The following is a 21,846-nucleotide window of genomic DNA, read 5'->3' as shown; positions in this document are numbered from 1 at the left end:
CAAGAGGCCGCGGCGGCCAAGGGGAAACATCCTGCTTCAGGGCATCCTGTCCCGGAGCACACGGACGCCCGGGCACTGAACCTCCCCTGGATCCTGGAGCGCACTCGGATCTGGACGCGCCGCGCCCTGATCCTCGCATTGCGTGTCTCCCGGCTTGTGGTGACCGGACTTCGCCATATTCGGCCCGGAATCCGGTATTTGTGGCGCGCCCTGCTGCGCCGTTGGCGCCGCTCGCTCGAATTCAGGACCGTCGCGGTGACGATCGTGCTGTCGATGGCGTCATTTGCGGTGGTCGGCGCGTACCTCTCAAACCAAATAGCGAACAACCTGTTCCAGGAGCGTTTGAAGCAAGCCGAATCCGAGAGCCGCTACTACGTCAAGCAAGTCCAGGACACTTTCGACGGTTCACAGGCCAACGACCAATCAAGTGTCATCACCCTCGTCTACGACACGCTCAAAGCGGTGGAGGGCAACGGCTCGGTCATCCAGCGGAGATACGTCTTCGAAGCGATGCCCGAACAAACCAAGCCCCGCAACCGGTGGGTGGAATCGCGGGCCTCGGATCAATTGACGGTCCGTGTCATTCCTCCGGCACTGCGCAAGTCGGTGCAGGATTCGGGCAAGGACCAGTACTGGGCTTCAACTGAGTTCCCCGTCGGCAACGAGGATCACCCCGGCATCGCTGTCGGCAACAAGGTCACGTTCAACGGCACGGTCTACGAGCTCTATCTCCTCTATGACCTGGATACCGCCCAACAAACCCTGGACGAAATCCAGAACGTGCTGTGGGCGGGTGGCGCCGCGCTCATCCTGATGATCGGCGGTATTGCCTGGTACGTGACCAGGAACGTCGTGAGTCCAGTGAGCCACGCCGCCGTCGTCTCCGAGAAGCTGGCCGCAGGCCAGTTGCAGGAGCGAATGGTGGTCAAGGGTGAAGACGAGGTAGCCAGGCTGGGCGCCTCGTTCAACCACATGGCCGCGAGCCTGCAAGAGCAGATTACACAGCTGGCCACCTTGTCCCAGATGCAGCAGCGGTTCGTGTCCGATGTGTCCCATGAGCTGCGGACACCGCTCACGACCGTTCGGATGGCAGCCGAAGTGTTGTTTGATGCCCGCGATGACTTCGACCCCATCAACAAGCGCTCCGCAGAACTGCTCTACAACCAGGTGGAGCGTTTCCAGTCGTTGCTCTCGGACCTGCTGGAGATTTCACGCTTCGACGCCGGGGCGGCGGTGTTGGATTCCGAGCCGACGGACATCTTCCAGGTCGTCTCCCATGTCATCGACGGTGCCTCGCCCGTCGCCGCGGAGTACGGCTCCGAAGTGCGCCTTACCTCGCGCCACAAGCGCATCATCGTTGAGATGGACGCCCGCCGGATCGACCGCATCCTGCGGAACCTGCTGCTCAACGCCGTCGAACACGGCGAGGGGAAGCCTGTCCACGTTTCCGTTGCGGCCAACCACGATGCCGTCGCCATCTCCGTGCGTGACTTCGGCATAGGGATGAGCCCGGCAGAAGCAGCGCGGGTCTTCGATCGTTTCTGGCGTGCCGATCCCGCACGTGCCCGGACCACGGGTGGCAGCGGACTGGGACTTTCCATCGCCGCGGAGGACACCAAGCTCCACAACGGTTGGTTGCAGGCCTGGGGTCGCAAGGGATCCGGTTCAAACTTCCGTCTGACGCTGCCTCTCAAGAAGGGCGGCACCATCGTGAAATCACCGCTGCAGCTTGAACCCGCAGACATCCATTTGCCGGGCGCCGCTCCGGAGCGCCAGATGCTCGTTTTGGGTGCGGGCGACCCGCCCCCGGAGCGGGTTTCCGCCGCGGACCCGAGGCCGGGAGATGCTCCGTTGCTGCCGCCTGCACTGCCTCCGGCGGGCAACAACGACGGCGACAAAGCCCCGGGGGGAACGGGACTATGAATTCACTACGGAATTCACGACGCTCTCACCTGTCCCGACGCCCGCATCTGTTAAGGGCCGTGATTGCCGTTCTTGCCGTCCTCATGGTGGTCCTTAGTTCCTGTGCGCAGATCCCACGGTCTGGTCCGGTGGGAAAGAGCAAGGACGAAAGCGCGGGCAACCCGAACGCCCCCGTCTTCTTCCCTCCGCCACCACATCCCGGAGCCACCCCGGAGTCCATCATCGAGGACTTCTATGGTGCAGGCAGTGGTTACGAAGGCGACTACGCGGTGGCCCGGCAATACCTCACGCAGGCGCTGTCCGTCAGCTGGAAGTCCGACAAGCGGACGCTCGTTTTCCGCAAGGCGACCGTCGTCAAGACCGGTGTGGAAAACGAGTTCAAGTACCAGCTGGACCTCGCTTACGCGGTGGACGCCGACGGCGTTGCAACGCAGTTCCCGGAAGGTACCACCGAAACAATTCCGGTGACCCTGGAACAGGTCGACGGCGAGTGGCGGATCTCAGCGGTTCCGGACGGCACCGCCATCCCGGAAGAGACGTTCAAAGTCATCTACGCGGCCCAGCCCATCTATTTCTACGACCCTACGTTTACGTATGCGGTTCCGGACGTCCGGTGGTTCATCAAGAAGAACACTGTCAAAGCGATGACCAGCGCCTTGCTCGACGGTCCTGCGCCTTACCTCCAGGGCGCGGTCGTCAGTGCTTTTCCTTCCGGCATGAAGCTGGCCAGGGAGTCGGTGCCGGTGGTGTCGGGAGCAGCCCAGGTGGACCTTTCCGCGAAGGAACTCGTGGATGCCTCTGCCGAGGACCGGCAGCGCATGCAAAACCAGCTGACCCTGACCTTCCGTAGCCAGCCGGACGTGGTGAACGTTCAGCTGCGGGCTGACCAGGATCTTGTCCGGGTGGAGGACAACGGCTCGGTCCTGCCGCCCGTGCTTGAAAAGAATGCTCCTGCGCGCCAAATCGCCGTCAGCAATGACGAACTCGTGCGCTACGAGAACAACAGGGTGTCGGCCCTTCCGGACATGCAGCCGGTGGCCGGACTGAACCCGAGCGCTCCCGCTGAGTCCCCGACGTCCCAGGCCGTGGCCTTCCTTAACGGTGCCGGAACCGTCCTGTATTCGATGATTCCGGGCCAGCCCGCCCGTCAACTGACAACCAGGAGCACCCTGAGCCATCCCTCCTTCAGCCCGCAGGACTGGGTCTGGACGGCAGGTCCAGGAGCTAGCGGGGCCACCGAGGTCGTGGCGTTCAAACCGTCCAACGTCCCCCAAGGCCAGGCCGTCCCCACGGTGACGATAACGCCGCCATGGCTGGCAGGGCGCGTGGTGAGGGACTTCCGGGTATCCCGCGAGGGGACGCGCGCTCTGGTCATCTCCGAGATGAACGGCAAGTCATCGGTGCAGGTGACCGGTATTTTACGCAACCCTGACGGCACCCCGAAGGACCTGACTGCACCGTTGACTTTGTTCTCTTCCACCCCTGTTGATCAAGGGGTTTGGGTCAATTCAACGACAGTCGCGGTGATGAAAGCCTCGTCAACCGAGAACGTGGTTCCCGAACTGTTGTCCTTGACATCGAGCCAGCCGCAGTTGTTACCGGCATGGCCGAACCTGACGACTATCAGCGCAGGCAACGGACCGGAGCAGATTTTCGGGCAGTCAGGGGCAGGCGTGTTCCAACGAGTGGGCAACGGCTGGGAACTGCAACTCAAGGGCCCGGTAGACCCTTCCTTCCCGGGCTAGTCCCCACCGCCTCCCTAACCTCGCTTCGCTCGGCCAGGGAACCCTGGCGGCGTGGGCCCACCCACCGCCAACGTCGCCATTTGTCCTCACAGGTCTTGTTTTCCACATAGCGCGTTTCGGGAGTGTTGGCCGCGGGCGAGGATCCGGATGCTTGGGGCATGGGTACTTACAGCCGTTGCCGAGTGCGTGACCCTGACCTCGCCGTCGTCCCGAGTGACGCCGCGCGGCATCGGGGCGTCTATTCTGCTCGATGGGCAAGGCTCGCGCAGGGCGTTGGTGAGGCCTTCGTCGAGTTGCTGGCCGTTCTGGCTCCCGTGGAATGTGTGTGCTGTGGTTCCGAGGATTCGGCGCTGTGCGGGGCCTGTGCGCGGCACTTGCGCCTTCTGTGTACCCGTCCGTTCCGCGCTGAAGGGCAGGCACCGGCCTTGCTCACGGCGGATGGGTCCGTGATGCTGCCAGTTGTCGCGGGCGGACACTATCGGGACGAACTGGCCCAGGCCCTGCTTTCTTTCAAGCATCTGGGCCAGGGACGGCTGGCCTCGGTGCTCGCGCCTGCACTGGGCAAGGCCATCCGGTCTGCCGTTGGCGACGGGGTAGGCATCTGTCTTGTACCTGTTCCCAGCAGCAACGCGGCCTTCCGGCGCCGCGGATTCAGTCCGGTCCATCTCTTGCTCGGCCGCTTGCGGCGCTTGGACGCTTTGCCGGGTCTGCAAATGACGGATGCGTTGAAGAAGGCGCCCGGGTTCGGGGCCCGAGGCACCGGAACCCTGGGACAAAGAAACGGGCAAAAGGGCTTGGGCCGCGGAGAGCGTGTGCGGCGTGTCCGCGGCTCCATGACCGTTCGGCTGTTCCGCAAAGGTTCCTTGGAGGGTAGGGCATGCGTCATCGTCGACGACGTCCTCACCACTGGTGCCACCCTCGCCGAAGCCGCCCGGGCAGTGTCGGTGGCTGGAGGCGTGGTGTGTGGCGCGGTGGTCCTTGCGGCCACTCGGCCGCCAGCCGGTAGCGACCTTCCTACGGGTGCGCCGGACACTCAGCCCGAACCGACTCAAACAAAAAATAAGTGACGAAAGGATGAATTACCCGTGTCGATGAACTAACGTCGGTTATGGGTACCAAGAACAGATGTACCTGTCGATAGCGGCTCGGAAAGGGGCTCGACTGTCCGTCAGATCAGCCCCGAGAAGCGCCCTTATCGTGTCACCTGAGTTGTTTGGAGGGCACCATGGAGTTCATGATCAGCGGCCGTAATCTGACCGTTTCGGATCGCTTCCGCGAGTATGCCGGCGAGAAGATTTCAAAGATTGAATCGCTTGGGGACAAGGTCCAGAGGGTTGACGCGAAGGTTTCAAAAGAAACCAACCCGCGCCAGACACCGGGCCAGCTCACGGTGGAAGTGACAGTTCTGGGCCGGGGCCCTGTGATCCGGGCCGAAGCGAGCGCCGCTGACAAGTTTGCCGCCTTTGATCTCGCCTATAGCAAGCTGCTGGAAAGACTCCGCAGGGCCAAGGACCGCAAGAAGGTCCACCACGGCCGCCACACCCCCAAAGCCGTTCGTGAGGCTACTGCGACGCTTGAGCCCGCCAGTGCGAGCGAACCCATTTACGTAGAGGCCAGCAACCACCAGGAGCCAACGACGCCACCGGTGGAGACCTCGCCCTACGACGTCGACAACGACATTCCGGCCGGTGATTCCCCGGTCCTGATTCGTCGCAAGGTTTTCCCCGCCGCTTCGCTCACCCTTGATGACGCGGTGGACAACATGGAATTGGTGGGCCACAATTTCTACCTGTTCGTGGACAAGGAAACCAACACGCCGTCGGTTGTCTACCGTCGTCGTGGCTGGACATATGGAGTAATCACCCTGGACTCCACATGCGAACCAGGAGACGAACCCGTGGAGGAAAAGATCCACGCTTACCGTTCGAATGACCAGGCCGCCACGGCCTAGGCCGCATACGTATTTCCCATGAAAGGACTGGCATGGCCGCTTCGCTGAGCCTGTTGCAGGCACGGCGGATTGCATTGGCAGCCCAAGGACTGGACAAGGAACGGCCCACCGGCCCCGTGACTTCACGGACGGTGGGCCGCACCTTTGCCCGCCTCCAGGTGGTGCAGATCGACTCCGTCAATGTCCTCTCCCGCAGTCACTACCTTCCTTTCTTCTCAAGACTTGGAAACTACGACCGAAGCATCCTTCATGCCATGGCCGGGCGAAGTCCGCGGCGCATGATGGAGTACTGGGCGCACGAGGCGAGCTTCATCCGCCCGGAACACTTTCAGGATCTGCTGCTGTGGCAAAACCGTGCGTGGGTAGGCGCCGCCCACTTGGAACGCGGAATCCGGGAGGACATGGCCAACCGGATCCTCGGCGCCCTCGCAACCGGGCGTCCCCTGACGGCCGCTCAATTGACCGCGCACCTGGGGCACCAGGAAGATCGGCAGCACGATAACTGGGGCTGGAACTGGAACCTGGTCAAAAGGGTTTTGGAGCACTTGTTTGAAGAGGGACTCGTGACGGCTGCGTCGAGGACAGAGCAGTTCGAACGCCGGTACACGCTGACATCGCGGGTCCTCCCACCGGGATTGCCTGCGGTCATCGCTCGCGCAGGAGCGCTCCCGGACGCGGGCTCCGATCTGTCGGCGGTGGCCATGGACCGGCTGATCGACGCCGCAGCCCAGGCCCATGGCATCGGAACAATCCGCTGCTTCGCCGATTACTTCCGGACCCCGGTGAAGGCAGCGGCAGCGTCGATCGACAGGCTCGTTGCCGCCGGGCGTCTGGAGCCGGCCACCGTGCGTGGCTGGGACCGGGCTTTGTTCCGGCATGTGGACGCACGGCTTCCCCGGGCCGCCACGGGCCGCGCATTGCTCAGCCCGTTTGATTCACTGGTCTTTGAGCGTAGAAGGCTCGAGGAGTTGTTCGGCTTCCATTACCGGATCGAAATCTACACACCTGCGGAGAAGCGCAAGTTCGGCTACTACGTGCTGCCTTTCCTCCTCCGTGACGCCGTTGTCGCGCGCGTAGATCTCAAGGCCGACCGCTCGGCCAAGCAGCTTCTGGTGCGTGCCGCCCATGCCGAGCCGGACGCCCCGGCGGACACCGCCGTCGAGCTTTCTGCTGAACTGCGGCTTATGGCCGAGTGGTTGGGGCTCGACGACGTCGTGGTGTCACCGATGGGCGATCTCTCACCGGCGCTTTCCTCGGCAGTGGCCCGCGGCTGAGATCCAGACGTGTCCGGCAGCGGCCTGCGGGCGCCCGGCGCTCCGCTCTCAGGGAAACGAGGCCGCGTGGCGTTGGTCTCTCCCGTAGACTGAAACCGCCAGAATTCGGCAGCTTGAGACTGGGAGCAACTTTACGTGGCATCACTTATCGAAAAACTTCTCCGCACGGGTGACAAAAAAACCCTGAGGCAACTGCGGACCTATGCCGATTCCATCAACGCCCTCGAAGACTCCTTCAAGACCTTCTCCGACGCCGAATTGCGCGAGGAGACGGACAGGCTACGCGCCCGTCACGACGACGGTGAGCAGCTGGACGATCTCTTGCCGGAGGCTTTCGCAGCTGTGCGTGAAGCTTCCTCCCGCACCCTTGGGATGCGCCACTTCGATGTCCAGCTCATGGGTGGGGCCGCTCTGCACCTCGGCAATATCGCCGAAATGAAGACCGGTGAAGGAAAGACCCTCGTGGCCACCGCTCCGGCCTTCCTCAATGCCTTGACTGGCAAGGGCGTGCACGTCGTTACAGTCAACGACTACCTCGCCGAATACCAGTCCGAACTCATGGGCCGTGTCTACCGCTTCCTTGGCCTCAGCAGCGGTTGCATCCTGTCCAACCAGGATCCCGAAGTGCGCCGTCAGATGTACGCGGCAGACATCACCTACGGCACCAACAACGAATTCGGCTTCGACTACTTGCGCGACAACATGGCGTGGGACAAATCCGAGCTGGTGCAGCGCGGCCACCACTTCGCGATTGTCGACGAAGTGGACTCCATCCTCATCGACGAAGCCCGTACCCCGCTCATTATTTCCGGTCCGGCCCAAGGTGACACCAACCGCTGGTACAGCGAGTTCGCCAAGGTCGTGCAGCGTCTCCAGCCTGAAGTCGACTACGAGGTCGACGAAAAGAAACGCACTGTCGGTGTTCTCGAAGCCGGCATCGAGAAGGTCGAGGACTACCTCGGCATCCAGAACCTCTACGAATCCGCCAACACCCCGCTCATCGGCTTCCTGAACAACGCCATCAAAGCCAAAGAGCTCTTCAAGCGGGACAAGGATTACGTCATCCTGGACGGCGAAGTCCTCATTGTTGACGAACACACCGGCCGTATCCTTGCCGGACGGCGTTACAACGAAGGCATGCACCAGGCGATCGAGGCCAAGGAAAACGTCGAGATCAAGGCTGAGAACCAGACCCTCGCCACTGTGACCCTGCAGAACTACTTCCGCATGTACTCCAAGCTCTCGGGCATGACCGGTACCGCTGAAACTGAAGCCGCAGAGTTCATGAGCACCTACAAGCTTGGCGTAGTGCCCATTCCCACCAACCGGGATATGCAGCGCATGGATCAGTCGGACCTCGTGTACAAGAACGAAATCGTGAAGTTCGAAGCCGTCGTGAAGGACATCGCGGAACGGCACGAAATAGGCCAACCCGTGCTCGTAGGTACCACCAGCGTGGAGAAAAGCGAATACCTTGCCAAGCTGTTGGCCAAGGAAGGCATCCGGCACGAGGTCCTGAACGCAAAGAACCATGCGCGCGAGGCCGCCATTGTCGCACAGGCGGGACGCAAGGGCGCCGTCACGGTCGCGACCAACATGGCCGGCCGTGGTACTGACATCATGCTGGGCGGAAACGCCGAGTTCACGGCCATCGCCGAGCTGGCAACGCGGGGCCTGGACCCTGAAGAAAACTCCGAGGAGTATGAGGCCGAATGGCCGGAAGCACTCGAAGCAGCCAAGCAGGCAGTCAAGGACGAGCATGAGGAAGTGCTTGAACTGGGCGGGCTCTATGTACTGGGCACGGAACGCCACGAATCCCGTCGAATCGACAACCAGCTCCGCGGCCGCTCCGGGCGTCAGGGTGACCCGGGAGAGTCCCGCTTCTACCTCTCGCTGACTGATGACCTCATGAGGCTCTTCAACTCCGGCGCCGCCGAGCGGCTCATGAACAGCTCCGTGCCGGACGACGTTGCCCTCGAATCCAAGCTCGTGTCCCGTGCAATCGCTTCGGCCCAGGGCCAGGTTGAAGGGCGGAACGCTGAGCAGCGCAAGAACGTCCTTAAATACGACGACGTCCTGAACCGCCAGCGTGAAGCCATCTATGGCGATCGTCGGAGGATACTGGAGGGCGATGATCTGCACGAAAAGGTCCAGTTCTTCCTGGAAGACACCATCAACGCCCTGATCGATGCCGCGACGTCGGAGGGAACCGGCGACGATTGGGACTTCCACCAACTGTGGACCAACCTCAAGACGCTGTACCCGGTAACTGTTACGGCCCAGGACATCATTGACGAGGCCGGCGGCAAGGCCCGCGTCTCCGTTGAATTCCTCAAAAACGAGATCCTTTCGGACGCGCAGCTCGTTTACAGGGAGCGGGAAGAAGCCATTGGCGACGAGAACATGCGCGAGCTTGAGCGCAGGGTTGTCCTCTCGGTCCTTGGACGCAAGTGGCAGGAACACCTCTACGAGATGGACTACCTCAAGGAGGGCATTGGCCTGCGCGCCATGGCCCAAAGGGATCCCCTGGTCGAGTACCAGCGAGAAGGATTCACAATGTTCCAGAGCATGATGGAGGCCATCCGCGAAGAGAGCGTTGGCTTCCTCTACAACCTGGAAGTGGAAGTAACGCCCGCCGAAGACGTAGTTGTGGTGGATGGCAGCCCTGAAGGCGGTCACGTGGAACATCACGATCCACAGATCCGAGCTGCCGGCCTCGAAGCCCCGGAGAAGCCTGTTCAGCTGCAGTACACGGCGCCGGGCGAAGACGGCGCCAGCCAGACCCGGGTTGAAGGGCGGGCCTCGGGACGCTCAGGCAACCCCGCCAAGGCTGCCGCCGATGACAAACAGCGCGGTTCCAGCAAGAAGAAGCGCCGCTAACTCTCAACTGCTGGACGTATCCAATAAGCGGATGCTTGCAGCGAAACGGAGAAGGACCAGAACCCCGTTCTGGTCCTTCTCCGTTTTTGGTGCCGTTCCTGATGGACCCCGCAGTCAGCCGATTTCGAGGGCGGTGACCTTCCATGCGCCGTTGCTCCCTTCAAGCCTCATGGCTACGGCGCGGGAGCGAAGCTCTTCTGAGACAACCAAGCTGGCCTCGTACACTCCGTCGTTCACCGCGCATACATGCACGGAGCGGACCATCGGACTTCGGTGAAGCCTTGAGTGCCCGCCCTGGGCTCGCGTCAGTGCGGCCCGGTGTTGCAGTGCGCTGAGGCATCCGGGGTCCAGGGTCCGCGAGAGCTGTTGCACCGGCCTGGTGCCGGCAAGGACTTCGACCGCGGCTTGGGCGATACTGCGGGCCAGCGCGCGGATTTCCCGGTTGAGGCTGAGGACCTGAGCCGCTTTGCGGGCGGAAGATGGACCCTCACCGGGCGGACCGCCCATCCGAGCTTTCGCGCGAGGCGAAACCACGATTGAACGCGAGGCAGTGGGTGGCGAAGTCGCCAGCCGGACTGCATTGGCCAGGGTGTGGATGGCTGGTGATGCGCTCATGGACTTCCTCGGTGACGAATCGCTGGTTGGCGGCGGATGGTGGTGGTTCGGCTGGTTGAGCTACTTGGGCGGTGGTCGCAGGATCTGACCCGGGACAACGAGGCCCGGGTCGTCTCCGATGACATGTCGGTTTGCGGAGTACCACTTTGGCCAGTGGAGGGCAATATCGACGTCGCTGGCCAAGGGGCCAAGTTGCCGGGCGGCAATTGACCACAGTGAATCTCCCCGCCTCACCACCACTTCGCGTTGATTTGGCGAGGCAGGCTGTTCCGCGGCCCGCTGCGGCCTGGATCCCAGAAGCCCCGGCTCCGCAGCAGGTGCGCGCGGTTGCCAATGGGGCTCAATCTCCGATGAGCCGGACTCAAGCAAGGGCACGGCTGGCAGGTGGGGCGAAGGACTGGAGCCGGGTGTCCATTGGGCAGGGATGCCGCTGGACGGTGCTGAGGCGCCTGCCGGGCCCCATGCTGGTTCAAGCTGTGACGGTGACGCATTGGCCAGGGGAATTCCCGCGAGATTCAGGCCCAGAATTGCAACAGCCAGTCTGCGCATGAAGGCGGGGCTGAGTTTGGCAGTGGCGCTCGCGCAGCGGCCCTTGCCCGATTGCTGGAGGAGCGCGGCGGTCATTGCCAGAAGGAACGTGGCGATCCACCAGAGCCCGATCCCCAAGCCGGCGGCAGTTGCGATAAATCCCAGGAGGTCTTCGAACGTGGCTGCCTGGAGTCGTCCTGCCGCGGAGTGCCAGCGGTCAATCAAGATCAGTCCTGTGACAGCGAGCAAAAGAGCGAGCGCCAGGATGGTCACTGCCATTGCAACGTCGTTCCGAACGGGTCTGATGCCCTGTTCCATGGGTTCCCCTTACCCAGTTGATGTCATTTGATACGCTTTGATGAAGATTGACCTATTTTGATCACAATAATCGGCATTTGTCTAGGAGTTGCTTGTCGGTGACGAAAGATTGACCATCGAGGGGTGCCCGCTTACGCTGACGCAATGCGTTGGGATGCTCTGTTTGACGACATGGAGGCACAACTGGCCTCTGAGCGATTGCTAGGACTTGAATCCGAAATTTCAGAGCGAGCCCGGGTGGAGCTGGCCGGAATCGACGTCTCCGACAGGCTGCGTGGAGCAATCGGCCAGAAGATTGATGTGAAGCTCCGCTCCGGGACACAGGTGTCCGGGACGCTTAGTCATGTCGGAAGCGAATCGTTGGTCCTGGACGAAGGTCGCCACCAGTGGCTGGTGCCCGTAACGGCGGTATTGATGTATCAGGGCCTGGGACGGCAGGCACGGGCAGGCCAATTAAACGCGTCCCAGCGGCTTGGCTTGGCCAGTGCACTCCGAATGCTGGCCCGCGACAGGGCAGAACTGGCAGTTCATCTGCTTGGGTTGGCCCGGGAGGAGCAGGCGATGCGGGGCGTCATTGATCGCGTGGGCAAGGACCACTTTGATCTCGCCGTCATGTTGCAGGGCGAAGTCCGCCGGTCCGGCAACATCGTGTCTGTGGCGACGGTTCCGTTCCAGTCACTTGCCGCGCTGCGTTCGTTGCGGGGTCAGGACCTATAGCCCGAGCAGCCTCCCACCGCCGCTACCCGGGGCGCTGGACGGAAATCAGGAGGACTTGGATTTGGCCTCTTGGATCATCCTGCTGGCCTCGGCATAGCGTTCCTCGATGTACTGCTCCAGCATCTTCTCTTCGACGCGCCACTGGCCCCTGCCACCCACTTGGATGGCCTTGAGTTCCCCGCTTCGCACCAAAGCGTATGCCTGCGGCGAGTTGATCTGAAGCTGTTCGGCGACATCAGCCAGGGTGAGGAATCGGGGCATGCATCCATTTTGCCACTGTTCGACCCACTTGCTGCGGTTATCCACAGTTTGACGTGATTTGAGGTACACGCCTTTCGAAAGGGCCCGCATGCGGTCAGAATAAAGGCCACTGAAGGTCGTCGCCGACAAATCTATGCAAATGGGGGAGCAGGATGGGTGTAACTACCGCGGCCGCTGCAGCGCGGCTCAGGAAACCGTCATGGAGGGATCCACGACTTTTGGTGGGGATTCTCCTGGTCTTGGCATCGCTGGCTGGAGTCATCGCCCTCGTTGGAACCGCGGACCGCACCATCCAGGTGTATACGGCGCGCGAATCAATTGCCGTGGGCCAGAGAGTCAGCAAGGACGATCTTGCGATCGTCAAAGTCCGGCTCGACGACGTTGAGTCCAGTTACGTGACTCTGGCTGACGGCCTTCCCGAAGGAAGAGTCGCCGTCCAGAGAATTGCCAAGAACCAGCTCGTCCCGCAGGCGAGCCTGGGGGCCGCCGACTCCCTGAACCGCAAACCGGTGGCGATCGCGATCCAGGAATCACTGCCTTCCCAGGCAGTGGCAGGTTCCCGCGTTGACGTCTGGGTAGCCCTCCCCGATGCGCGCAACGGTTTCGGTACACCACAGCTGCTGTTGCCCGGTGCGGAGATCGCCCAGGTCACCGAGGGTGCATCCGCCCTCGGAGCGTCCAAGGAGAAAGTGGTGCTGGTACTTGTGACCGATGAGCAGATGCCGAAACTTCTTGGAGCCCAGGCGAATAAGGCGAAGATTGCTGTGGTTTGGAATCCGGGCGGTGCCGGCAGGTGAGTATCCCCGTTGTCACAGTCGGGCAGTCCCGTGAAGATTTGGTCGAGGGACTCGAGCGGCTCCATGGGCCTGTGACGGTAGTGCGTCGGTGCGGCGAACTCGCGGAACTTCTGGCTGCTTGCCAAAGCGGTCTTGCACGCGCAGCGGTCATAGCCGAAGGTGCTGAGGAGTTGACGGCATCGCTGGTCGATCGGCTGGCGGCGGTCGGGGTTTCCATCGTTGCCCTGAGCGATGACCCGGGGGAGGAGGGCCGCCTGCACAGCATCGGCGTCGTGACGGGGTCGCTGGATGTGGATCCGGCAACGCTGGCTTCCAAGATCTCCGATGCCGTCGGCCAGTTGCCCGGGCAAGGAAGGCGACGCGCGGAGCAGCGAGATTCCGGGTTTGCGGACACCGCCGCAGAACTCCGCCCCAACGATGCGGCGGAAGAACCGGAGCACGTGCCGGCAGGGGCCGGCCGGATCATCGCGGTCTGGGGGCCTACCGGGGCGCCGGGCAGGACTCTTGTGGCTGTCAACATTGCCGCAGAGCTGGCGGCTGAAGGCAAGTCGGTGATCCTTCTCGATGCAGACAGCTACGGGGCCAGTGTGGCGGCGTCGCTGGGCTTGCTGGACGAATCCGCCGGACTGGCGCAGTCTTGTCGACTGGCGGATCAAGGATTATTGGATACTGAATCCCTCAAGCGGATCGCCGCGCCTGTCTTCGCCAAAGCCACCAGCTTCCGGGTTCTTACCGGCATTACGCGCGCGGACCGGTGGACGGAGCTTCGGGCCGCTGCGCTCTCCTCAGTCCTTGAACTCGCCAAGGAGATTGCTGACGTCCTCGTGGTCGATGCAGGTTTCTGCCTTGAGGCGGACGAGGAACTCAGCTTCGACAGCATGGCCCCTCGACGCAATGCCGCAACTCTCCGCAGTATCGAATTGGCGGACACCGTTTACGCCGTAGGCGCGGCCGATGCCGTCGGGGTTCCACGACTCGTGCGTGGCCTCGCGGAACTTGAACGGGCAGTCCCGCAGGCGGCTCCCCGGGTGGTCTTGAACAAGGTCCGGGCAGCATCCGCGGGCCGGTCACCTGAACGTGAGCTCCGCGAAGCATGGGAGCGGTACGGCCCCGGTCATGGCATCGAGGTATTCCTTCCATCCGATCCTGAAGCGTGCGACGCGGCCTTGTTGTCCGGCGCCGTGCTCTTCGAAGCTGCGCCCGAATCTGCCTTACGGCTCGCAATCGCAAAAATGGTCTGTGCACCTGCCCATCAAAATGGCAAATCCTCTGTCATTTATTCCAGAGCAAGGCGACGTCCAAAGCGTTAGGCTCGCCATGTGGGCTGCAAAGACGCAGCAATCGAGATGTGATGGAGGCGTTTGTCGATGTCGTCAGGATCCAGCGTGGAGGATCGTTCTAAACCTGCAGTAGTCCGGGAAGGGTTCTTCGGGGACTACTACGAGCATCTCGCAGAGGAGGACGCCCGCGGATACGCCGGCGAGCAATTGACCTCGAGGGCAGATGCGCACCGGGAAGCCGGACAGAGCCGCAAGCCGGGCACTGCCAACGTCAAAATCGTCAACGAGGCTGATCGCAGTATCCTGTACATCGTCACGGATGATATGCCGTTCCTGGTGGACTCCGTGAACGCCGAACTCGTACGCCAGAATTGCGCTATCCGGTTTGTCATGCACCCGCTCTTCGTGGTTTCGCGTGATCACCTGACGGGCGATCTCTCCGGCATCGCCCGGGTGCCCTCCAACATCGGCATCTCGAGCGGTGACACCGCGGCAATGCCGAATGTCGCGCATCTGATCGCGCAAGGCGACAACGTCTCCCACATGGAGTCGTGGATCGCCGTCGAGGTTGACAGGGTGGCCGACGACTTCCAGAAGGAGCTCGTGGACGGAATCCACCGCGTCCTGAACGACGTCCGCGCCGCCGTCGAAGACTGGCCCAAAATGCGCACGAAGGCGCTGGAACTGGCATCATCCCTGGACAAGGTGGCCCACCCGGAAGACATCGCGGAGCTCAGGCAAGCGCAGGACCTTCTGCGTTGGTTGGACAACGGCAACTTTACGTTCCTGGGTTACAGGGAATACGACCTCATCACCGAGAACGGTGAAGACGTCCTTGAATTGCGCGAAGAGAGCGGCCTGGGACTCTTGAGGGCGGGGGACCACCCGCACCAAATCCAGCACCTCACCGACGCCGGACGCAGGAAGGCGCGCGAGAAGCGTGCCTTGGTCATCACCAAAGCCAACTCGCGTTCCACCGTGCACCGCCCCGCATACCTGGACTACATCGGTGTCAAGAGCTTCGATGTTGCGGGCAACGTCAACGGTGAGCGCCGCTTCATCGGCCTGTTCGCCACGAGCGCGTACACCGGTTCCGTAAGGAACATCCCCATCGTTCGGGAAAAGGTCGACGCCGTGCTCCGCTCGGCCGGTTTCCCGCAGGACTCCCATTCCGGCAAGGACCTCGTCGGTATTCTCGAGACCTATCCCCGTGATGAACTCTTCCAGATTGAGACCGAGGATCTGGCAGCAACGGCGTTGGGCATCCAGCGCCTGCAGGAGCGGCGCCGCACGAAGCTCTTCCTGCGCCCGGATATCTACGGACGATTCATGTCGGCCCTGGTCTACCTGCCCCGTGACCGCTACACCACCAACGTACGGCAACGTATCGAGCAGGAACTTCGCGAGACCTTCGAAGCCGAGAGCATTGACTACGAGGCTCGAATCACGGAGTCTGCGCTCTCGAGGGTGTTCTTCCGTATCCGGCTGCCGCGGGAGGCGGAGCTTCGCGACGTCGACGCGGGGGAGCTCGAAGAGCGGCTTGTCCGGGCTTCGCGGTCCTGGGCTGAAGGAGTTGCAGAGGTGCTCCGCGAGAACACCAGCGGTTTGGATGCCGAGCAACTGTCCGCCCTGTGGGCGGATGCGTTCCCCGCCGGTTACCGTGTCGACTACGAAGTCGAGGACGCCCTCAAGGACATTGAGCGTTTCGAGAAGTACGCCGCCACAACCGATCGCGACGCCGTCGCTGTCCAGGCGGTCCCCGGAGTGCATGTCTACCTGCCCAACGGCGCCGGTGAGCTCCTCGAAGAGGATGCCCGCGTCAAGCTCTACCTCTTGGAACCCAAGAGCCTGAGCCAGATCCTGCCCTACTTCCACAATCTGGGCCTTGAAGTTCTCGATGAGCGACCTTTCGAGATTGAGACGGCTGACCACCGGGACTTCTTCCTCTATGACCTTGGCTTGAAGTACCCCGCGGGCGTCGATCCCGTGGCTACCGGCCAGCTCCTGGCGGACTCCTTCAGCGCCGCAGTGACCGGTGCGGTGGAATCCGACAGTTTCGACCGGCTCGTGCTCCGGGAAGGTATCCACTGGCGGCAGGTTGTCATGCTTCGCGCTTATGCGAAGTACATGCGCCAGATGGGGAACACGAATTCCTTCGAGTTCATTGCAGACACCCTTCTCGCCAACCCGGAGGTTGCCCGCGGCCTGATTGATCTCTTTGGGGCCCGCTTTGATCCTTCTTCGCCTGACGCCGCGCGTCCGGCCCGCCAGGAGAGCGCCCGGGCCACACTGGCCGAAGCGATTGACCAGGTGGCCACGCTCGACGCCGACCGGGTCCTGCGGACTTTCGTCAACCTCATTGAGTCGACGCTGCGCACGAACTACTTCCAAGGGAAGTCGTACGTCAGCTTCAAGCTCGATCCGACCAAGATCGACGGCCTGCCGTTCCCGCGGCCCAAGTACGAGATCTGGGTCTACTCGCCCCGCGTCGAAGGCGTGCACTTGCGTTTCGGCAAGGTGGCCCGTGGCGGCTTGCGGTGGTCGGACCGCCGTGAAGACTTCCGGACCGAGATCCTCGGGCTGGTCAAGGCGCAGACGGTTAAGAACGCCGTGATTGTGCCGACCGGTGCCAAGGGCGGATTCTTCGCGAAGCAACTTCCGGATCCGGCACTCGACCGCGCCGCCTGGATGGCAGAAGGCATCGAGAGCTACAAGACCTTCATCCGCGGCCTGCTCGACCTCACCGACAACCTCGTCACCACAGCCGACGGCGAGAAGATTGTGCCGCCGTCGGACGTTGTCCGTCAGGATGACGACGATTCGTACCTGGTGGTGGCTGCGGACAAGGGCACGGCAACTTTCTCGGACACTGCGAACGGCCTGGCCGCCGAATATGGATTCTGGCTGGGAGACGCATTCGCTTCCGGTGGCTCCATAGGCTACGACCACAAGGCCATGGCCATCACGGCCCGCGGCGCATGGGAGTCGGTCAAGCGCCACTTCAGCGAGCTGGACCTTGACACCCAGACCGAGGAATTCACTGTGGTTGGCGTCGGCGACATGTCCGGTGACGTGTTCGGCAACGGAATGCTGCTCTCCAAGCACATCCGCCTGCTGGCCGCCTTCGACCACCGCCACATCTTCCTGGACCCGACGCCGGATGCGGCTTCGTCCTTCGACGAACGGCAGCGCCTCTTCGAGCTGCCGCGCTCCTCTTGGGATGACTACGACCGCTCGCTCATCAGCGCAGGCGGCGGGGTCTTCCCCCGCCAGGCCAAGGTCATCCCGATCTCGCCGGAGGTCCGCAGCGCACTGGGCCTGCCGGACGGAACAGTTCAGCTGAGCCCTCCGGAACTTCTGCGTGCGATACTGCTGGCTCCGGCCGATCTCCTGTACAACGGCGGGATCGGAACGTACATCAAGGCGAGCACCGAGTCCCACGCCGAGGTGGGGGACAAGGCAAACGACGTCATCCGCGTGAACGGTCGCGAGCTGCGGGTCAAGGTTGTCGGCGAAGGCGGCAACCTTGGAATGACGCAACGAGGACGCATTGAGGCTGCACTGCAAGGTGTCATCCTCAACACCGATGCGATCGACAACTCTGCCGGCGTGGATTGTTCCGACCATGAGGTCAATATCAAGATCTTCGTGGACCGGATGGTTGCCGCAGGGAAACTGGATGCTTCCGAGCGCACCTCGTTCCTCGCCGACATGACCGACGAGGTTGGCCGCCTTGTGCTCGAAGACAACATTGATCAGAACATCCTGTTGCTTAACGACCGCACACGCGTCGCCGAATGGAGCCCGAGCTACGAGCGCCTGATGGACTGGCTTGAGAAGTCCGCCGACCTCAAACGGGATCTTGAAGCGCTTCCGACCACCAACACGCTTCGTGAGCGGCTGGAACAGGGCCAGGGCCTGACGTCCCCGGAACTGTCCGTCCTCGCCGCGTACGCCAAGATCGAATTGGGCTCGGCATTGCGCGACAGCGATCTCGCGGATGATCCCTGGTTCCGCAAGACGATTCGCTCTTACTTCCCGAAGCAGCTCCGCGAACGGTTCGACGCCGAACTGGACACCCATCCCTTGCGGCGCGAGATCATCGCAACCGTGGTGGCCAACGACATGATCAACCTGGGTGGCATCACCTTCGCCTTCCGCACCATGGAGGAGACCTCGGCTACCGAGGTCGCCGTCGCGAAGGCGTTTGTAGCCCTCCGGGAGATCTACGAACTCGACTCGATGGTGCGGGAGCTCAATGCCCTGCCTGCTTCGTTCCCCACGGAACACTGGAGCACAGTCCACCTCGACATCCGGAGACTTCTGGACCGCGCCGTTCGCTGGTTGCTCAGCCAAGGCAACGCCTCGAAGCCGATCTCGGAGATCGTCGCGGAATTCAAGCCGATGATGGATCCGATGCGGGCCAGGGTGCTCGACTACTTGCGCGGCAGCGACAAGGAGCGGGTCACCGCTTGGCTAGAAAAGGCCCGCGCTTGGGGCTTGCCGGACGAGCTTGCCCATCGCTGGGCTGAGCTTTTCGAGAGCTTCGTGCTCTTGGACATCGCCAAGATCGCCCAAAGCCGCGAGGCCCGGGTGGAAGAGGTCAGCAATGTCTACTACGCGGCGTTTGACCGCTTCCACGTCGATTCATTGCTGGAGCGTATTACAGCACTCCCGCGGGATGACCGGTGGCAGGCCCTTGCCCGTGCAGCCTTGCGCGACGACCTCTACTCGACCGTAGCGGACATGACGACGTCGGTGCTCGAATCTACCGACGCCGGCCTCGACGCCGAGGCCCGCTTGCGGGCTTGGGAGAACCTCAACGCCGAGCAGTTGGGGCGTGCGAAGAGCATGTTTGACGAGGTCAACGCGTTGGAGGCCGACGACATGGCTTCTCTGTCGGTAGCATTGAGGCTCTTGAGGTCAATCGTTCGACGCTAGGGACAAGCCCCGGCGTTATATGGAGGTGCAGTGGCAATCTTTACAGACCCCATCAGGGAGCACGCTGATTTCGGGCCTGGAGATGCCGAATGGCTGCACCTCCTGGTCGGCGACTGGCAGATGGTCGCCGACCTTGCGTTCGCGGACTTGGCCCTGTGGTTTCCGCATCCTGAATTCGGTTACATCGCGCTTGCGCACGTCAGGCCGTCGACGAGCCACACGGTGTTTCATGCGGACTTCGTCGGGGAAGGCATCCGCTCGGATCTGCAACCGATAGTCGACAAGGCGTGGTCCAGCCGGTCCATCGAACGCTCCAGCGAAACGAGCTGGAGCAGCGAGATGGCCCTGCGGGTCGAAGCGGTGCCCATGGTCAGGAACGGACGGACCCTTGCCGTCGTCACCTCGCACATGGACCTTTCGAGTTCACGGATGCCTTCCCGCCTGGAGCTCACGTACAGGCAATGCGCCTACGATCTGCTCCGGATGGGCACGCTGGGCCTATGGCCGGACTTCGCTTCACCGACGGGCTCCCGCCGCGGCGCTCCCCGCGTGGGTGACGGCCTCATTAGGCTCGACGCCGACGGCATCGTCCAGTATGCGAGTCCGAACGGCGTCTCCGCATTTCGCCGCCTCGGTGAGGTGGAGACCTTGGAAGGGCGATCCCTCGCGGAAGTAACCGCAGGACTCCTCAAGGACCGGCGGATGGTAGACGAGACGTTGCCGCTGGTCGTGACCGGTCGAATGCCGTGGCGGAGCGAGATCGAGTCCCGCGGAGTCAGCTTGTCCTTGCGCGCGATTCCATTGCGCGACGAAAAGCATCGCTTCGGTGCCTTGGTTTTGTGCCGCGACGTGTCCGAACTGCGACGCCGCGAGCTCGAGTTGGTGACCAAGGACGCGACGATTCGTGAAATCCACCACCGCGTCAAGAACAATCTGCAGACCGTGGCTGCATTGCTGCGCATGCAGTCGCGACGGATGGTCAGCGATGAGGCGAAGCAGGGCCTGGAGCAGGCAATGCGGCGAGTGGCGACGATTGCGTTGGTCCACGAGACGCTTTCGCAGGGGCTAACGCAGAGCGTTGATTTTGATGAACTCATCGGACGCCAGTTCCGGCTTTCGGCCGAAGTAGCGTCCCCTTCGCAGCACGTCCGGACCGAGCGCGCCGGCCTGTTCGGCGAATTGCCGAGCGACTTCGCCACGCCTCTTGCGCTGGTCATCAATGAGCTCGTGACAAATGCCGTGGAGCACGGGCTTGAAGGACGAGCCGGAACAGTGTGGCTGATGGCCGATCGTTCCACGGGGGAGGGCGGCGATGAACTCCTGACCGTGACGATAGCCGATGATGGCGTCGGACTGCCCGAGGGCTCGTACACGGAGGGTCTCGGCCTGCAGATTGTGCGGACGCTTGTCACGAGCGAGTTGGGTGGCAGCATCCAGTGGATGCCGCGCGACGGCGGTGGCACCGCCGTCGAGATCGTCCTGAACCTGGTGCGAAGCTGACCCCAGCTGCTGGCGACGCGCTGTGTCTGTAGCCGTTACGAGGCATACAAAGATGGCCCGGACCTTTTGGTCCGGGCCATCTTTGTATGTTCTCTTTGCCTCAGGCGCCGTGCCTTGTTGGCCTCAGGCGCTTAGGAAGCGCGGCGTGCGCGGGCGGCGCGGCGCTTGAGCGCGCGTCGCTCGTCTTCGCTCATACCGCCCCAGACGCCAGCGTCCTGGCCCGATTCGAGGGCCCACTGAAGGCATGTGTCCACGACGGGACAGCGGCGGCAGACACTCTTCGCTTCCTCGATCTGGAGAAGCGCAGGGCCGGTGTTGCCTACGGGGAAGAAAAGCTCCGGGTCCTTGTCAAGGCAGGCTGCGCGGTTACGCCAATCCATGCTGATCAGTCACTCCATTCGTGAGTACTAGTTATACCTTTTGTGAAAATATTCACGAGAGGCTTCATAGGAAAGGGGACCCATTGGGCCCCCTTGGTCGTCTGAGTCAAGCGTGTCATGTTAACGCCATGTAAACAAGGGGTTCAAGCCTTTGAAACCGTGAGCGATGCATCACATTGGCTGCCGGTCTGCTCACAGGTATTCGACTATGTCCGGTAGTGTGCCAGTGTGTCAAGACCCCCTCTGAACCCTAACCATGACCCAGCAGCGCCCGGCGACGACGGCCAAGGGGCCGCCCACGACAACTCTGGCGGAGCATCCGGCGTAGGAATGCGTCCTGCAGGAATCGTTGTTATTTCGATCGTGGTTGTGCTGGAAGCCCTCGCACTATTGACCGCCGGGGCGCTGTATATATACGAGCTGGTGACTGGGGCTCCGGTGGCCTCATTCTGGGGAGCCGTGTTTACCCTGGGCCTTCTGCTGGCCTTTTCTGCATTGTTGTTTGCCGTGGGACACTTCCTGTTCCGTGGCTACCGCTGGACCCGGGCGCCCGCGTTGGTTGCTCAGCTGTTCGCCTTGACGATCGGATTTCCCACCATGACTGGAGGGCTGATTCCCGCCGGTCTTGCCATGGTGGTGCCGGCATTGGCAGGGATTGTCTTTTTGTTCGACAAGCGGGTCATTGCGTTTGCCTCCCGAACGGGCGGATCCCGCGCCGCGCTCTAACTGTTTCACC

General features: G+C 62.4%; 16 protein-coding genes. 12 read left to right on the top strand and 4 right to left on the bottom strand.

Going from position 1 to position 21,846, the window contains the following annotated elements; translation table 11 throughout:
- The first annotated feature begins 75 nt into the window (after positions 1–75).
- The 6 genes from mtrB to secA all read left to right on the top strand — a co-directional run bounded on the left by mtrB (position 76) and on the right by secA (position 9,773).
- A complete protein-coding gene (gene mtrB, locus NFJ07_RS04365; RefSeq protein WP_442865295.1) occupies positions 76–1,923 on the top strand; it encodes an MtrAB system histidine kinase MtrB in 1,848 nt (615 codons plus the stop codon).
- The gene (locus NFJ07_RS04360; RefSeq protein WP_269992772.1) at positions 1,920–3,668 is read left to right on the top strand and encodes an LpqB family beta-propeller domain-containing protein; all 1,749 of its coding nucleotides are present in this window, start codon (positions 1,920–1,922) and stop codon (positions 3,666–3,668) included. Before mtrB ends, NFJ07_RS04360 begins: the two co-directional genes overlap by 4 nt.
- 158 nt (positions 3,669–3,826) lie before the next feature.
- On the top strand, positions 3,827–4,735 hold the full coding sequence (locus NFJ07_RS04355) for a ComF family protein (protein WP_269992771.1): 909 nt from the start codon (positions 3,827–3,829) through the stop codon (positions 4,733–4,735).
- Between the two features lie 158 nt (positions 4,736–4,893).
- Positions 4,894–5,619, top strand: coding sequence for a ribosome hibernation-promoting factor, HPF/YfiA family (hpf, locus tag NFJ07_RS04350; protein WP_234748144.1), 726 nt, complete (start codon positions 4,894–4,896; stop codon positions 5,617–5,619).
- 32 nt (positions 5,620–5,651) lie between these two features.
- The gene (locus NFJ07_RS04345) at positions 5,652–6,893 is read left to right on the top strand and encodes a winged helix-turn-helix domain-containing protein (protein ID WP_269992770.1); all 1,242 of its coding nucleotides are present in this window, start codon (positions 5,652–5,654) and stop codon (positions 6,891–6,893) included.
- Between the two features lie 135 nt (positions 6,894–7,028).
- A complete protein-coding gene (gene secA, locus NFJ07_RS04340; RefSeq protein ID WP_269992769.1) occupies positions 7,029–9,773 on the top strand; it encodes a preprotein translocase subunit SecA in 2,745 nt (914 codons plus the stop codon).
- 114 nt (positions 9,774–9,887) lie between these two features.
- Here secA and NFJ07_RS04335 read toward each other — a convergent pair whose 3' ends face one another.
- On the bottom strand, positions 9,888–10,388 hold the full coding sequence (locus tag NFJ07_RS04335; protein ID WP_269992768.1) for an Rv3235 family protein: 501 nt from the start codon (positions 10,386–10,388) through the stop codon (positions 9,888–9,890).
- 60 nt (positions 10,389–10,448) lie between these two features.
- A complete protein-coding gene (locus NFJ07_RS04330) occupies positions 10,449–11,234 on the bottom strand; it encodes a LysM peptidoglycan-binding domain-containing protein (protein ID WP_269992766.1) in 786 nt (261 codons plus the stop codon).
- Positions 11,235–11,378: 144 nt separating this feature from the next.
- Between NFJ07_RS04330 and NFJ07_RS04325 the strand changes: the two genes are divergently transcribed.
- The gene (locus tag NFJ07_RS04325) at positions 11,379–11,951 is read left to right on the top strand and encodes a hypothetical protein (RefSeq protein WP_269992765.1); all 573 of its coding nucleotides are present in this window, start codon (positions 11,379–11,381) and stop codon (positions 11,949–11,951) included.
- Positions 11,952–11,996: 45 nt separating this feature from the next.
- Here the strand turns inward: NFJ07_RS04325 and NFJ07_RS04320 are convergent, their stop codons facing one another.
- Positions 11,997–12,212 carry a helix-turn-helix domain-containing protein gene (locus tag NFJ07_RS04320; RefSeq protein ID WP_268021148.1) on the bottom strand — a complete coding sequence of 72 codons (216 nt, stop codon included), beginning with the start codon at positions 12,210–12,212 and terminating at the stop codon, positions 11,997–11,999.
- 152 nt (positions 12,213–12,364) lie between these two features.
- On the opposite strand from NFJ07_RS04320, the gene NFJ07_RS04315 reads away from it, so the two are divergent.
- Genes NFJ07_RS04315 through NFJ07_RS04300 form a run of 4 tightly spaced genes read left to right on the top strand, consistent with a single transcriptional unit; the run spans position 12,365 to position 20,730 of the window.
- Positions 12,365–13,009 (top strand): SAF domain-containing protein, encoded by a 645-nt coding sequence (locus NFJ07_RS04315; protein WP_269992763.1) that lies wholly within the window; start codon positions 12,365–12,367, stop codon positions 13,007–13,009.
- On the top strand, positions 13,006–14,319 hold the full coding sequence (locus tag NFJ07_RS04310) for an AAA family ATPase (RefSeq protein ID WP_269992761.1): 1,314 nt from the start codon (positions 13,006–13,008) through the stop codon (positions 14,317–14,319). The genes NFJ07_RS04315 and NFJ07_RS04310 overlap by 4 nt, the downstream gene beginning before the upstream one ends.
- 57 nt (positions 14,320–14,376) lie before the next feature.
- The gene (locus tag NFJ07_RS04305) at positions 14,377–19,230 is read left to right on the top strand and encodes an NAD-glutamate dehydrogenase (protein ID WP_269992759.1); all 4,854 of its coding nucleotides are present in this window, start codon (positions 14,377–14,379) and stop codon (positions 19,228–19,230) included.
- 30 nt (positions 19,231–19,260) lie between these two features.
- A complete protein-coding gene (locus NFJ07_RS04300; protein ID WP_269992758.1) occupies positions 19,261–20,730 on the top strand; it encodes a sensor histidine kinase in 1,470 nt (489 codons plus the stop codon).
- A 131-nt stretch (positions 20,731–20,861) separates the two neighbouring features.
- Here NFJ07_RS04300 and NFJ07_RS04295 read toward each other — a convergent pair whose 3' ends face one another.
- Positions 20,862–21,110 carry a WhiB family transcriptional regulator gene (locus NFJ07_RS04295; RefSeq protein ID WP_003804966.1) on the bottom strand — a complete coding sequence of 83 codons (249 nt, stop codon included), beginning with the start codon at positions 21,108–21,110 and terminating at the stop codon, positions 20,862–20,864.
- A 228-nt stretch (positions 21,111–21,338) separates the two neighbouring features.
- On the opposite strand from NFJ07_RS04295, the gene NFJ07_RS04290 reads away from it, so the two are divergent.
- The gene (locus NFJ07_RS04290) at positions 21,339–21,836 is read left to right on the top strand and encodes a hypothetical protein (RefSeq protein WP_333482034.1); all 498 of its coding nucleotides are present in this window, start codon (positions 21,339–21,341) and stop codon (positions 21,834–21,836) included.
- Positions 21,837–21,846: the final 10 nt, after the last annotated feature.

This window comes from Arthrobacter sp. B2a2-09 (assembly GCF_027587375.1).
GTDB lineage: Bacteria > Actinomycetota > Actinomycetes > Actinomycetales > Micrococcaceae > Arthrobacter.
This window is presented reverse-complemented; position numbering and strand designations above follow the sequence as displayed.

What these genes read in the sequence shown, in the direction of transcription:
- NFJ07_RS04360 (WP_269992772.1), top strand. Translation starts at nt 1,920, where the DNA reads ATGAATTCACTACGGAATTCACGACGCTCTCACCTGTCCCGACGCCCG.
- NFJ07_RS04355 (WP_269992771.1), top strand. Translation starts at nt 3,827, where the DNA reads ATGGGTACTTACAGCCGTTGCCGAGTGCGTGACCCTGACCTCGCCGTC.
- hpf (WP_234748144.1), top strand. Translation starts at nt 4,894, where the DNA reads ATGGAGTTCATGATCAGCGGCCGTAATCTGACCGTTTCGGATCGCTTC.
- NFJ07_RS04345 (WP_269992770.1), top strand. Translation starts at nt 5,652, where the DNA reads ATGGCCGCTTCGCTGAGCCTGTTGCAGGCACGGCGGATTGCATTGGCA.
- NFJ07_RS04335 (WP_269992768.1), bottom strand. Translation starts at nt 10,388, where the DNA reads ATGAGCGCATCACCAGCCATCCACACCCTGGCCAATGCAGTCCGGCTG.
- NFJ07_RS04330 (WP_269992766.1), bottom strand. Translation starts at nt 11,234, where the DNA reads ATGGAACAGGGCATCAGACCCGTTCGGAACGACGTTGCAATGGCAGTG.
- NFJ07_RS04325 (WP_269992765.1), top strand. Translation starts at nt 11,379, where the DNA reads ATGCGTTGGGATGCTCTGTTTGACGACATGGAGGCACAACTGGCCTCT.
- NFJ07_RS04320 (WP_268021148.1), bottom strand. Translation starts at nt 12,212, where the DNA reads ATGCCCCGATTCCTCACCCTGGCTGATGTCGCCGAACAGCTTCAGATC.
- NFJ07_RS04315 (WP_269992763.1), top strand. Translation starts at nt 12,365, where the DNA reads ATGGGTGTAACTACCGCGGCCGCTGCAGCGCGGCTCAGGAAACCGTCA.
- NFJ07_RS04305 (WP_269992759.1), top strand. Translation starts at nt 14,377, where the DNA reads ATGTCGTCAGGATCCAGCGTGGAGGATCGTTCTAAACCTGCAGTAGTC.
- NFJ07_RS04295 (WP_003804966.1), bottom strand. Translation starts at nt 21,110, where the DNA reads ATGGATTGGCGTAACCGCGCAGCCTGCCTTGACAAGGACCCGGAGCTT.